The sequence below is a fragment of the Streptosporangium sp. NPDC023825 genome, from assembly GCF_040639575.1.
In the GTDB taxonomy this organism is placed as follows: Bacteria; Actinomycetota; Actinomycetes; order Streptosporangiales; family Streptosporangiaceae; genus Streptosporangium.
This window is the reverse complement of record NZ_JBFAAE010000006.1, coordinates 50134-63172: the sequence shown is the minus strand read 5'-3', so window position 1 is coordinate 63172 and position 13039 is coordinate 50134. Positions and strand designations below refer to the sequence as shown.

The window sequence follows — 13039 nt, the reverse complement described above, 5'->3', positions numbered from 1 at the left end:
GAGGACGCGTGACCTCGGTCAACGTCGTTGACGACAAGGGCGGCGCGGCCGAAAGGTCCCCCGCCGACGCGCTGCTGTCCGTGCAGGGCCTGCAGAAGCACTTCCCGGTGACCAAGGGACTGCTGCGCAGGCAGGTCGGCGCGGTCAAGGCGGTCGACGGGGTCAGCTTCGACGTCCGCAAGGGCGAGACGCTCGGCCTGGTGGGCGAGTCGGGCTGCGGCAAGAGCACCACGGGACGGCTGATCACCCGCCTGCTGGAGCCCACCGGCGGCAAGATCGTCTTCGAGGGCCACGACATCACCCACATGTCCCAGGCCAAGATCCGCCCGCTCCGCCGCGACGTGCAGATGATCTTCCAGGATCCCTACTCGTCGCTCAACCCCCGCCACACGGTCGGCGCCATCGTCGGGGCCCCGTACCGCATCCAGGGGATCCAGACCGAGCAGGGCACCAAGAAGGCGGTCCAGGAGATCCTGGAGCTGGTCGGGCTCAATCCCGAGCACTACAACCGCTACCCGCACGAGTTCTCCGGCGGCCAGCGCCAGCGCATCGGCATCGCCCGCACGCTCGCCCTCAAGCCCAAGCTCATCATCGCCGACGAGCCGGTCTCCGCGCTGGACGTGTCGATCCAGGCCCAGGTGGTCAACCTCCTGGAGGACCTGCAGAACGAGCTCGACCTGACCTACGTCATCGTCGCGCACGACCTGTCGGTCATCCGGCACATCAGCGACCGGGTCGCGGTCATGTATCTCGGCAAGATCGTCGAGCTGGCCGACCGCAAGGACCTGTACGAGTCGCCCATGCACCCGTACACCACCGCGCTGATGTCCGCGGTGCCCGTCCCCGACCCGGCCCGGCGCAGGGACCGCGAGCGCATCCGCCTCCAGGGCGACGTGCCCAGCCCGCTCAACCCGCCGCCCGCCTGCCGGTTCCACACCCGGTGCTGGAAGGCCCAGGAGATCTGCAAGACGGTGGAGCCGCCGCTGGCGACGCTGGCCCCGGGTCACCAGGTCGCCTGCCACTTCCCGGAGAACGCCCCCGCCGGGCAGGCCTCCCCGCAGCCCGTCTCCGGCTGACCACTCGCCGCACCCCGCCCGTACGGAACGCCCGTGCGGGCGGGCGCGCGGGGGTCACGTTCGGGAGGTCACGTCCGGGGGGTCAGGGCAGCGCGCCCGGCGTGATCAGGCCGGTCTCGTACGCGAGGACGACGGCCTGGACGCGGTCGCGCAGGCCCAGCTTGGTGAGCACGTTGCCGACGTGGGTCTTGACCGTCGTCTCGCTCACCACCAGCTGGGCGGCGATCTCCGCGTTGGACATGCCCTTGGCGATCAGCCGGAGCACCTCCAGCTCGCGCTCGGTCAGCCGGTCCAGGCGCGCGGGGGTCGACTGCTGGTGCGCCGAGGGCAGGTGTGCGCCGAACTTGTCCAGCAGCCGCCTGGTGACGCTCGGCGCGACGATGGCGTCGCCCGCCGCCACCACCCGGATCGCCTGCACCAGCTCCTCGGGCGGCACGTCCTTCAACAGGAACCCGCTCGCCCCGGCGCGCAGCGCCTCCACGATGTACTCGTCGAGGTCGAAGGTCGTCAGCACCAGCACCCGCGGCACGTGCGCGCCCGCGGTGGCCTCCCGCACGATCCTGCGGGTCGCCTCGATGCCGTCCACCCCGGGCATCCGGATGTCCATCAGCACCACGTCGGGCAGCAGCGCCCGCGACTGGTCCTGCGCGGCCTTGCCGTCCCCCGCCTCGCCGACCACCGTGAGATCGGGCTCGGCCTCCAGGATCAGGCGGAAGCCCGTGCGCAGCAGCGGCTGGTCGTCCACCAGCAGCACTCTGATCGTCATCACGCGTCCTTGAGGGGGAACCGGGCATTGACCTCGAATCCGCCCCCGTCGCGCGGGCCGATCCTCAGAAGTCCACCATAGAGGGCGACGCGTTCCCGGATGCCCGCCAATCCGTGGCCGGTCACCTCCTCGTCCGCGTCGCGCGCCGCCGGGCCGAGGCCGTCGTCCTCGACCTGGACGGCCAGCTCGCCCGGCTCGTGCCGTACCGTCACCCAGGCCCGCGCCTGCGGCCCCGCGTGCCGCAGGCTGTTGGTCAGGGCCTCCTGGACCAGCCTGTACGCGGCCAGGTCGACACCGGGGGGCAGTTTTCTCCCCGTTTCCTCGGTTTCCCCCTTACCTGAGGCTCCTGTCGCGCCCGGGGTGCCCCGCTCGTCCTCGATCCACAGCTGCGTCCGCAACCCCGCCTCGCGCATCTGGTCGACCAGGGCCGGGATCTCACGCACCCCCGGCTGCGGGTTGCGCTCGGCGGGGGTCCCGTCGGTCCTGAGCACGCCCACCATGCTGCGCATCTCCGACATCGCGGTCCGGCCGAGCTTCTCGATCGCCGACAGGGCCTCCCTCGCCCCGTCGGGGTTGCTGGCCAGCACCCGCCGCGCCGCGGCGGCCTGCACGGTCATCACGCTCACGTGGTGGGCGACCACGTCGTGCAGCTCACGGGCGATGCGGGAACGCTCCTCGGCCCTGGCCGCCCGGGTGTCGGCCTCCCGGGCGCGTTCCATGCGCCGTGCCCGGTCGCGCAGCTCCGCCTGGTAGGCCCGGCGCAATCGCACGCTCCGGCCGGCGATCCACAGGGAGGCGGTGAACACGGCCATCAGCAGGTGACCGCTCCACCCGCCGAGCCCGCCGCCCGCCGCCGACGACAGGACGTGGCCGGTGAGGGCCAGCGCCGGGGCGCACAGGCTGAGCGCCAGGCCGCGCCCGGCGGCGATCGTGTAGACCAGCACCAGGGTGACGAGCCAGAGCAGGGAGGGGTTGCGTCCCGTGGCGGCCAGCGCGACCTCGGCCACACAGACCAGGAAGAGCACCAGGAACGGCCGGTGGCGGCGCATCGCCACCGACAGGCAGCCCGCCACGATCAGGCCGAGGCCCATCGCGTCGGGCGTCCTGAGGCGGTCGGGGTCGCCGAAGACGTGAGCCGCGTGGGCGAAGGGAACCGAGGCGGCGGCCAGCGCTCCACCGAAGATCGCGTCGGGAATCAGCGGATGCCCGTGGAACCACGTCCGAAGGCTGCCGATGGTGTTGCGCACACAATCAATTTAGGCGCCCTTCCTGCGGCGCCACCCTGCCAGAGGTGGATATCGCCCTCATCCCCGCGAAGGATCCGCCCGGGGAATGCGCGGGGAATGCGCGGGGACACGCCCTGGACGGGGCCGGGGGCTTCCGTGAGGGCCACGCCGGGAACGGGCCGGGAACGGGCCGGGGCCGGGGCCGGGACGGGGAGCGCGCCGCGAGGCCGTGCCGGCGCCGCGGCCGCCACCGGACGCGTCCGCGCCGCTCCGGCATCCGTTTCGAAGAGCATCCGTCCCGGAGAGCGCGTCAGAGCTCGTCCGTGGCCGCCCTCGAGGTCCTGGCGGGGCGCCGGTTGCTGCGGACGGTGTCGCCGGGCTGCCGCTCGGGAACGGGCGGGGGAGTGCCGCCGAACTCCGGGCACAGGTCCTTGTAGCTGCACCAGCCGCACAGCCTGCTGGGCCGAGAGCGCCACTCGCCCGTCTCCAGGGCCCGCTCGATGGCCTGCCACAGGGCCTGGACCTTGCGCTCGGTGGCCAGCAGGTCGGCCTCGTCGGGGATGTAGCGCAGGACCTCGCCGCCGCCCCCGAGATACATCAGCTGGAGCATGCGGGGCACCGAGCCGCGCAACCGCCACAGGACCAGCGCGTAGAACTTCATCTGGAACAGCGCCTTGGCCTCGAAGGCGGGCCCCGGGGCGCTGCCGGTCTTGTAGTCGACCACGCGGACCTCGCCGGTGGGCGCCACGTCCAGCCGGTCGATGTAGCCCCGCAGCATCAGGCCGCTGCCGAGCACCGCCTCCACGTAGAGCTCCCGCTCGGCGGGCTCCAGGCAGGTGGGGTCCTCGAGGGTGAAGTAACGCTCCAGCATGGCGCGGGCCTGGGCCAGCCACTCGGCGCGGTCGTCGTCGCCGGTGAACATCCCCGCGTACGACGGATCCTCCTCCTGGAGCCTGCGCCACTGCGGCTCCAGCAGGTCCTGGGCCGCGGAGACCGTGCGCTCCGGGGCGGGCAGGTCGTACAGGCGCTCCAGCACCGAGTGGACCATCGTGCCGCGCACCGCGGCGGGCGACGGCGGCTCGGGAAGCCGGTCGATCACCCGGAAGCGGTAGAGCAGCGGGCACGTCATGAAGTCACCCGCGCGCGACGGCGAGAGGGCTCCGACGATCGTGGGCTCGGTCGGTGACATGACCGCACTGTAGGTCACGGTGACGACAGTTTGGACCCGGGGCGGCCTCGCGGCGTCTGCCGGAGGCCCGATGGCGCGTACCATCGAGGCCTGAGGGTGGAGGGAACGAGGAATGGTGAGCCAGCGGTGAGCAGCGACAGCCCACGCCAGGACAGTCCGGGGCTGCGGATGGGCCGCCCGTTCGGCATTCCGATCTACGTCTCGCCGACCTGGTTCATCGTGGCGGCCTTCATCACCTACTCGTTCCAGAGCGTGGTGGCCTACCGGCTGCCCGACCTGAGCATCCCGCTCACGTACGTCGTCGCGTTCGTCTTCGCGGTGCTGCTGTACGTCTCGGTGCTTTTGCACGAGCTGGCGCACTGCGTGGTGGCCAGGATGTACGGCCTGCCGGTCCGGCGCATCACGCTCTACTTCCTCGGCGGCGTCTCGGAGATCGAGCGCGAGCCGGAGACCCCGGGCAGGGAGTTCATGGTGGCCTTCGCCGGGCCGCTGCTCTCGCTCGGGCTGGCCGCGCTCGGCTTCGCCGCCTCCTATGTGATCTCCCCCGACACGATCGTCGGCGTCCTGGTCTTCCAGCTCTGGCTCGCCAACCTGCTGGTCGGGGTCTTCAACCTGCTGCCGGGACTGCCGCTCGACGGCGGGCGCATGCTGCGGGCGGGCGTCTGGAAGATCACCCGCAAGCCGGTCTCCGGCACGATCGCGGCCGCCTGGGCGGGCCGGGTGCTGGCCGTCGCCCTGGTTGTGCTGTCCGTCGGCCTGCCGCTGGTGGCCGGGCAGGAGCCGGAGACGATCACGCTCGTCTGGTCGATGCTGCTGGCCGCCTTCATCTGGTTCGGCGCCACCCAGGCGCTGCGCGGCGCCCGCGTGCGGGCCCGCATCCCCGCCGTCAACGCCCGCGCCCTGGCCAGGCGGGCCATCGCGGTGACCGGAGACGTGCCGCTGGCCGAGGCCCTGCGCCGGGCCGCGGAGGCACGGGCGGGGGCGATGGTGGTGGTCGACCACGAGGGCCACCCCACGGGCATCGTCAACGAGGTCGCGGTGGAGGCCACCCCCGAGAGCCGCCGCCCCTGGGTGACGGCGGGTTCGCTGGCGCGCAGCCTGGAGCCGTCGCTGGTGCTCGCCGCCGACCTGGAGGGGGAGCCGCTGATCGACGCCATGCGCGAGTCCCCGGCGGGGGAGTATCTCCTGGTGGAGCGCGGCGGCGAGATCTTCGGCGTGCTCGCGACCTCGGACGTGAACCGCGTGTTCAGCGGGGTTTAAGCGAACCGCAGGTGGTTCACATGCGTCTCACTGGATACTCGCCGATGACGGGGACGGCAGGAGAGGATCAGGTGTGTTCGTCCCCTCGTTTTCGGCACATACCAGGACCAGGGTTTTGGCCGGCGAACCGGCCGGCCAAGTAGCTTAAGGGACGTCAATTGGCACCCCCCCGAACACCGGCTCCGGCCGGCGATCTGACGCCGGATCTTCTCGGCGCCCCCGAATGGACCGACCAGATGGTCGCGGCCGCGGGCATCCCCATGTACGACATCCCCTTCCTCACGGTCGGCGGCGGCATGGGGTCCTTCGTGACGCTCGACTACCTGAGGATCTACGGCGTTCCCACCTCGCAGATGCGGGTGGTGTCCAACATCGACCATCCGTGGCAGACCTACGAGTTCCTCACCAGGTGCTCGCAGATCCCCCGGGGGGAGCGGATCCGCTCCGACTCCTCCTCCCGCCCGGACAACCTGTGGGGATTCCCCTCCTACGCCCTGGAAGAGGCGTGGAAGGAGAGGAAACCGTCGTACCTGTGGCAGATCCTCACCGAGCCGCTCCTGAACGACTACTGGACCCCGCGCGCCGGCACCGTCTTCGAGAACCTCGAACGCGAGGCCAAGCGCATCGACTACTGGGACATGCTGGTCAAGGGCCAGGTGCGGATGATCCGCCGCAGGGCGGGCGGCGGCTACTTCACCGTGGTCACCCCGCCCGACGGCGCGGCGCCGACCAAGCGCATCATCTTCCGCTCGCGCTTCGTGCACGTCGCGGTCGGCTACCCGGGCCTGAAGTTCCTGCCCGACCTGCAGGAGTTCCGTACCAAGCACGGTGACTACCAGCACGTCGTCAACGCCTACGAGCCGCACGAGCAGGTGTACGAGTTCCTGAAGACCCGGCCGGGCACCGTGGTCATCCGCGGCGGCGGCATCGTCGCCTCCCGGGTGCTCCAGCGGCTGTTCGACGACCGGGAGAAGTACAACCTGCAGACGCAGATCATCCACATCTTCCGCACGTTCGTCAGCGGCTCGCACGGCCCGCACGTCTGGTCGCGCCGCAAGGGCGGGGACGGCTGGGCCTACCAGGGCTTCAACTACCCCAAGTCGGTGTGGGGCGGCCAGCTCAAGGCGCAGATGCGCAAGCTGGAAGGGCCCGAGCGGGCGAAGAAGTACAAGGAGATGGGCGGCACCAACACCCCCTTCAGGCGGCGCTGGCAGGAGCAGATGCGGGCGGGCCGCAGCGGGGGCTACTACCACGCCGTGCAGGGCACCGTCGACCGCGTGGAGCAGAGCCGCGACGGGCGGCTCGTCAGCTACGTGCGCAGCGGCGACGGCATCGTCAGGGAGCCGGTGTCCGACTACATCATCGACTGCACGGGCCTCGAGGCCGACATCGCCGAGCACCGGATCTTCGCGGACCTGCTCCAGTACGGCGGGGCGGGCCGCAACCCGGTGGGCAGGCTGGACGTGGAGCGCCACTTCGAGGTGAAGGGGACCGCCAGCGGCGACGGCGCCCTCTACGCCTCCGGGTCGGCCACGCTCGGCGGCTACTTCCCCGGCGTCGACACCTTCCTCGGCCTGCAGATCGCGGCCCAGGAGATAGCCGACGACCTGGCACGGCGAGGATTCGTCAAGAAGATGGGACCGCTGCGGTCGACCTCGCAGTGGTTCAAATGGGCCCGCAACTCGTCGGTGTAAGGAGTATCTCCCGTGGTTCCGACCCTGCTGGGCCGTATTCAGACGCGCCTGTTCATGCTCGCCACCGTCGGCGTGGTCATCACCCTGCTGATCGTTCCGCTGCTTCCCGTTTCCGGGCCGCTCTCCGGCCGCTACGTCAACGGCCTCCTCGTCATCGCGGCGGTGGCCGTGCTGGGGGTCGTCTGGGAGCTGATATACCACTTCCTGATGCAGTTCAGATGGGAGAAGGACTGGCCGACCCTCTTCGGCCTGCTGACACTCGTGCCCGAAGGTCTTGTGCTGTACTTTTTGCTACGGTCCGGTGCAGTTGATTTCATCGATCCGGTCCCGCCTGCCGCCTTCTGGACGCACTTCACCGTCGTCTGGGTATGCATCTGGTTGGTGACGAACGGTCCCATGAGGGTGCCGTTCATCCGGTGGCGTTTCCGGGGAGGGAGAGTTCTGTGACCGACCAGGGCTTCGGGGTGGTGCGTCCGCTTCCGGGCAACGGGCTGGTGGCCCACGAGGGTGGCCTGCTGCTGGTGTGCGACGCGGCCGAGGCCGTCGTCGAGGATCTGCTGGGGGCGCTGCGGGAGACCGCGGCCTCCGGCGGCGACGGCCGGGCGCTGGCCCGCCGGGTCGCCCAGATCCTCGCCGTCATGATGGGCGAGCCGGTGGCGTGCGCCGTCGCCGGCCCCGTCAGCGGGGGAGTGGCCGTCCTGGTCAGCGGCCCGGCGTTCGCGTCGGTGACCGGCGCGAACGGTGAGATCCAGCTCGCCGGCCGTGACGCGCTCACCTGGTCCGACCGGTTGGTCCCCGGTCCGGTGACCCAGGTGGAGCTGCGCCTGCCCGACGCCGGGGACGCGCACCCGCTGTCCCGGCTGGACGCCGGGGTGATCGTCGCGGGCGGGGTCCGGTGTGACCCGACCGAGGCGGGCGCCGCCCCGCGGGCCGTGCCGCGGACGGAGTCCGCCGCGCCCCAGGGGCAGCACGCCCAGCAGAACGTCCAGCAGGCCGCGCCCCGGATGGAGCCCGCGGTCCCCGCACCCACCCCGATGCCCGCGCCGCCCGAGCGGTCGGCGCCCCCCGAGTGGTCGGCGCCCCCGGAGGCCGCCCCGCCCGCGCCCTACCCGATGGGCCCGGCCGAGCCCTACCCCCCGGTCGCCCCCCCGGCCGAGCCGCGGCGCGAGCCGCAGCCGCAGGGGTGGCACTCCGAGCCGATGCCGCAGGGCCCGCTCTCCTCTCCCGGCCACCCGGGCGCCCACGCCGGCGGCCCATCCACCGGGCCCGCCCCCGCGGTCGTCCACCACGAGGACATCGACACCGCCATGGCGAGCGGGATGGGCGGGGACCCCATCGACGTGCGCGACCAGCCGTTCGAGTACGAGCTGCTGACACCCGGGGGCTCGCAGCCGGGGAGCGAGCCTTCCGGCCCAGCGGCCGAGCCCGAGGCGCGGCCGCTGGTCTACGGGGTCGACTGCAAGAACGACCACTTCAACGACCCTCGCGTGCCCTACTGCGCGGTCTGCGGCATCGCGCTGGTCCAGCGCACCCTCGTCCCCTACAAGGGGCCGCGCCCGCCGCTGGGGGTGCTGCTCCTGGACGACGGCCTGACGCTGCGGCTCGACACCGACTACCTGGTGGGCCGCGACCCCGAGCGGGCTCCCGAGGTGGCCGACGGCTCGGTGCGCCCGGCCAAGGTCACCAGCCCCGACGGCTCGGTCTCCCGGCGTCACCTGCGGGTGGCGCTGGACGGCTGGGACGTCAACCTGGTCGACCTGGGGTCGGTCAACGGCACCCAGATCCAGCCGCCCGGCGACCCCAACTTCTACGACATCCCGCCGAACGAGCCGGTCGCGATCCTGCCCGGCACCACCGTGCGGATCGGCGTCTCACGCACCATGCGCTACGAGTCGCACCGCAACCGCTGAGGACGCCTGCCGCTGGGAACACCCGCCCCTTGGGAACACCTGCCTCTGAGAACACCTCTCTGAGAACGCCTCTCGCCTTCCGGGCGGCACGGCCACGGCCGTGCCGCCCGAGGTGTTCTCCGGGTTTCGAGGGAGCCGCCGTTCCCGAGGTGCTGTTTCCCGGTGCTTCCGGTGCTTCCGGTGTTCTCGGGCTTCCGGGCTTTCCCGGTGTTCCCGGAGCGGGAAGGCGGGAAGGCCGGGCGGTCAGGGCCGCGCGACCGGTGCGACCGGTGCGACCGGGACGCGCAGGGCGGAGACGGCCTCGGCCCAGTCGACCGGGTCGGCGTCCTGCTCGGCGCGGACCAGCAGGTGGGCGCCCTCCGGGGCGTTCGCGGTGTCGGCGGCCACGACCAGCGCGCCTTCCGGGACCGGGCCGGAGGTGGCCTCCACCCCGAGCCTGACCAGCCGCTGGGCCAGTGCCGAGGCCCGGTTTCCCCCGGTGAGGACCAGGGGACGTCCCTGCAGCGTCGCCAGGGTGAGCGCCACGTGGGCGGCCGCGTCGCCTCCCGGGCCGTGGTGCACCGCCACCGGCCCCGGCACGGAGCCGGGCGCAGAGCCGGGCCCAGAGCCGGGCACGGCCTGCCCGAACGGGGACGACGGGGACGACGGGGACTCGGACGGCGAGCCGGGTCCGGGTCCGGCCACGGTCACCACGCGGCAGGTGGCGCCGTCGCGCACCCCGGCGTGGCCGGGGACATCGGCGGGCAGCACCAGCAGGTCGGGGCGGGCACCGGAGGCCAGCCCCGGCAGCTCGCCCGCCACGTCCGCGCTGAACCGGCTCACCACCCTGCTGTCCGGGCCGCGCTCGCGGGCCGTGGCGGCCAGCGTCTCCAGCTCCTGGAGGGTCTCGGCCAGCTCGGCCAGCTCCGAGGAGAGGCCGCTGCCGACCTCCAGGCGCCCCGCAGGGTAGGGGCGCAGGTGGCCCAGGACCACCTCGGAGGGGGATCTCGACAGGGCCAGGGTGGTGGCCAGGCCGACCAGCGGGGCCTGCTCGGCGGGAGGCTCCGGCACGATCACCAGCACCCGGTGGGCGGCGGTCACCCCGAGGGCGGCGCGCTCGGCGTCGGCGACGTCGCGGGCCACCCGCCGGTCGGGATAGAGCCTGCGCACCAGCGGGCCGGTCATCGCGGTCGTGACCAGGGCCATGACCACCATCAGCGAGTACAGCTCGTCGTCGAGCACGCCCTTCTGCAGGCCGACGGTGAGGATGACGATCTCGGTGAGCCCCCGCGTGTTGAGCAGGGCGGCCAGCGTCCAGGACTGCCGGGCGGGCAGCCGCTGCGTCCGGGCGGCGGCGTAGGAGCCGAGCACCTTGCCGCCGATCGCGACGGCGAGGATGGCGGCGAGGGTGCCGAGGCTGGACAGGTCGAGCTCGCGCAGGTTGACGTTGAGGCCCGCCACCACGAAGAACATCGGCAACAGCAGCAGCACGGCGAGCTGCTCCAGCCGCTCCAGAATCTCGTGGTTGAGCCGCTCGGCCCCCTCGCGGGGCATCACCGTGCCGAACACGAACGCCCCGAAGATGAAGTGGACGTGCATCCACTCGGTGGCCCAGGCCGACCCGATCAGGCCGATGAGCACCAGCGAGAGCAGCCCGGGCGTGAGCCGCCCCGCCCTCTCGTACGCGGGCACCAGGCGGGCCAGCAGCGGCTTGACCACCAGGAACATCACCAGCGCGTACGGCAGGGCGAGCAGGACCTTCCACTGTCCCTCGGCCTCTCCCGCCCCGGCGATGCCGACCACCACGGCCAGGACGGTCCAGGCGAGCACGTCGATGACGGCGGCCGAGGCCAGGGCGAGGCCGCCGAGCGTGATGCGCTGCATTCCCCGGTCGGTGAGGATCCTGGCCAGCACCGGGAACGCGGTGGCGGCCATCGCCGCGCCCATGAACAGCACGAACGGCAGGGTTTTGTCGCCGCCCACGTGCTCGCCCGCGACGGCCAGCGCGAGCACGCACCCCAGGACGAACGGCACCACCGTCGAGCCGAGCGCCACGGTCACCGCGATCCGGCCCTTGCCCCTGACCAGCTTCTGGTCCAGCTCCAGGCCGACGACGAACATGAACAATACGAGGCCGACGTTGGCCAGGGCCTGCAGCGGGGGCCGCATCTCGGGGCCGAACAGCTCGTCGCCGATCAGGGGGCCCAGCAGGGTGGGGCCGAGCAGGATGCCCGCCACGATCTCGCCGATGACCGGCGGCTGGCCGAGTCGCCTGGCCAGCGCTCCGAACAGCCGGGCCGCCGCGAGGACGATGACGAGGTCGAGCAGGAGCAGGTCCATATGGAGCACGTGACGGCACGCTTTCCGTAAGCAAAGAAAAGCCCCGAGAATGTCGAGGGCGACGTTACCGTGTGGGGAATGTCGTCGCGAACGTTGCGCGGGCATGGAGGGAGACCGTTGGTGGAAGGCATCGCCGACTACGAGTTCGTCCGGTCACTGGGGGCGGGCAACCACGGCGAGTTCTACGTGGCGAAACGGCCGGAACGGTTGCCCGTCGAGGCGGACCTGGTCGCGGTGAAGGTGGTGGGCGGCACCGGGAACGACGCGTTCCGGCGCGCCACGAGGGAGCTGAAGGCGTTCGCCGCGGTGCGCTCGCCCTATCTGGTGCGGCTCTACGACGCCGGACAGCAGGGCGGGGTGTTCTACTACTCGATGGAGTACCTGCCGGGGGGCTCGCTGGCGCGTCCCGCGGAGCGCCCCTCGCGCGAGCGGGTGCTGCGCTCGATCGCCTGCGTCTCCCACGCGGCGCAGGCGCTGCACGAGGAGGGGATCGTCCACCGCGACATCCGTCCCGGCAACGTGCTGCTCACCGACGACGGCGGCAAGCTCTCGGACCTGGGCCTGTCGCAGGTGCTGACGCCGGGTGCGACGGTGACCGGGATGGGTGACATCGGATCGGCGCAGTTCACCGATCCCACGCTGCTGCAGGGGGAGACTCCCAGCCCCGCGGGGGACGTGTGGTCGCTGGGCGCGACGCTGCACTGGGCGGTGAGCGGCAACGGGCTCTACGGGGAGCTGCCCACCCACGACCCGCTGCTGACCCTGCGCAGGCTGAACAGCACGCCGCCGTCGATCGACCCGGGCCTGGAGCCCGAGCTGTCGGACCTGGTCCAGGACTGCCTCGGCGACGTGGCCAAACGGCCCACCGCCAGGGGGGTGGCCGACCGGCTCCACGCGCTGCTGGCCTGAGGGCGCGGCCGGGCCCGCTCTCCGGCGGGGCGCAGGCGGTCCCTACGCGCCGCCGGCCTGAGAGCCGGGCCCGGCCCGCCCGCCGTTCGGGCGCAGGCGGTCCAGCTCGGCGTCGAGCATCCGTTCCAGGCGCGCGGCGCCGAGCCTGTCCGGATAGAGCAGGTGGTGCGCGCTCAGCCCGTCGACGAGGGCGAGCAGCCGCTCGGTGACGTCGTCGAGATCGTCGGCGGTGGCGATCTCCCCGCCGCCGGCCGCCGCGCCGAGCAGGCTGCGTACCAGATAGCGCAGTTCCTCTGCCTCGGCGCGCTGTGCCTCCAGCATCGCCGGGCTGGTCATGCTGCGGCTCCAGAAGCCGATCTCCAGCCCGCTCTCCGCGGCGCGCTCGTCGTCCAGCGGGAGGTTGTCGAGGAGGAGCTCGCGCAGCGCGGCCAGCCCGGTGAGACCGGCCAGCTTGCCGCGCAGGCGTTCCACGATGCGCCGGTGCGAGGACCGCAGCGCCGACAGCATGATGTCGTCCTTGTCGGCGAAGTAGTGGGTCAGCACGCCGTTGGAGTAACCGGCCTCCCTGGCGATGGCCCTGGTCGTGGCGGCCTCGATCCCTTCGCGCAGGATGATGCGCCGCGCGGCCTCGACGACCTCCTCGCGGCGCTCGCGGTGATTGACGATCTTCGGCACCTCGCCCCTTTCGCC

The 13039-nt window shown here is 72.2% G+C and carries 11 protein-coding genes; 6 read left to right on the top strand and 5 right to left on the bottom strand.

Going from position 1 to position 13039, the window contains the following annotated elements; translation table 11 throughout:
- Positions 1-8: 8 nt before the first annotated feature.
- Positions 9-1076 (top strand): dipeptide ABC transporter ATP-binding protein, encoded by a 1068-nt coding sequence (locus AB0G15_RS07795; RefSeq protein WP_362836445.1) that lies wholly within the window; start codon positions 9-11, stop codon positions 1074-1076.
- An 82-nt stretch (positions 1077-1158) separates the two neighbouring features.
- Here the strand turns inward: AB0G15_RS07795 and AB0G15_RS07790 are convergent, their stop codons facing one another.
- The 3 genes from AB0G15_RS07790 to AB0G15_RS07780 form a co-directional block, all read right to left on the bottom strand.
- Positions 1159-1842: a response regulator transcription factor gene (locus tag AB0G15_RS07790; RefSeq protein ID WP_350967820.1), complete on the bottom strand. Its 684-nt coding sequence runs from the start codon at positions 1840-1842 to the stop codon at positions 1159-1161.
- Positions 1842-3089 carry a sensor histidine kinase gene (locus AB0G15_RS07785; RefSeq protein WP_362836443.1) on the bottom strand — a complete coding sequence of 416 codons (1248 nt, stop codon included), beginning with the start codon at positions 3087-3089 and terminating at the stop codon, positions 1842-1844. The genes AB0G15_RS07790 and AB0G15_RS07785 overlap by 1 nt, the downstream gene beginning before the upstream one ends.
- Before the next feature lie 289 nt (positions 3090-3378).
- Positions 3379-4257, bottom strand: coding sequence for a RecB family exonuclease (locus tag AB0G15_RS07780; protein ID WP_362836441.1), 879 nt, complete (start codon positions 4255-4257; stop codon positions 3379-3381).
- 168 nt (positions 4258-4425) lie between these two features.
- Here AB0G15_RS07780 and AB0G15_RS07775 point away from each other — a divergent pair, with 168 nt between their 5' ends.
- The 4 genes from AB0G15_RS07775 (at position 4426) to AB0G15_RS07760 (ending at position 9121) form a co-directional block, all read left to right on the top strand.
- Positions 4426-5517 (top strand): site-2 protease family protein, encoded by a 1092-nt coding sequence (locus tag AB0G15_RS07775; RefSeq protein WP_362836732.1) that lies wholly within the window; start codon positions 4426-4428, stop codon positions 5515-5517.
- Positions 5518-5675: 158 nt separating this feature from the next.
- Positions 5676-7211 (top strand): hypothetical protein, encoded by a 1536-nt coding sequence (locus AB0G15_RS07770; protein WP_362836439.1) that lies wholly within the window; start codon positions 5676-5678, stop codon positions 7209-7211.
- Between the two features lie 12 nt (positions 7212-7223).
- Positions 7224-7658 carry a hypothetical protein gene (locus AB0G15_RS07765; protein WP_362836437.1) on the top strand — a complete coding sequence of 145 codons (435 nt, stop codon included), beginning with the start codon at positions 7224-7226 and terminating at the stop codon, positions 7656-7658.
- A complete protein-coding gene (locus AB0G15_RS07760) occupies positions 7655-9121 on the top strand; it encodes an FHA domain-containing protein (RefSeq protein ID WP_362836435.1) in 1467 nt (488 codons plus the stop codon). Before AB0G15_RS07765 ends, AB0G15_RS07760 begins: the two co-directional genes overlap by 4 nt.
- Before the next feature lie 243 nt (positions 9122-9364).
- Here the strand turns inward: AB0G15_RS07760 and AB0G15_RS07755 are convergent, their stop codons facing one another.
- Entirely contained in the window at positions 9365-11440 is a 2076-nt protein-coding gene (locus tag AB0G15_RS07755; protein WP_362836433.1) for a cation:proton antiporter, read from the bottom strand.
- A 120-nt stretch (positions 11441-11560) separates the two neighbouring features.
- Between AB0G15_RS07755 and AB0G15_RS07750 the strand changes: the two genes are divergently transcribed.
- Positions 11561-12349, top strand: coding sequence for a serine/threonine-protein kinase (locus AB0G15_RS07750; RefSeq protein ID WP_362686075.1), 789 nt, complete (start codon positions 11561-11563; stop codon positions 12347-12349).
- Positions 12350-12391: 42 nt separating this feature from the next.
- On the opposite strand, the gene AB0G15_RS07745 is transcribed toward AB0G15_RS07750, so the two are convergent.
- A complete protein-coding gene (locus tag AB0G15_RS07745; RefSeq protein WP_362836431.1) occupies positions 12392-13024 on the bottom strand; it encodes a TetR/AcrR family transcriptional regulator in 633 nt (210 codons plus the stop codon).
- Positions 13025-13039: the final 15 nt, after the last annotated feature.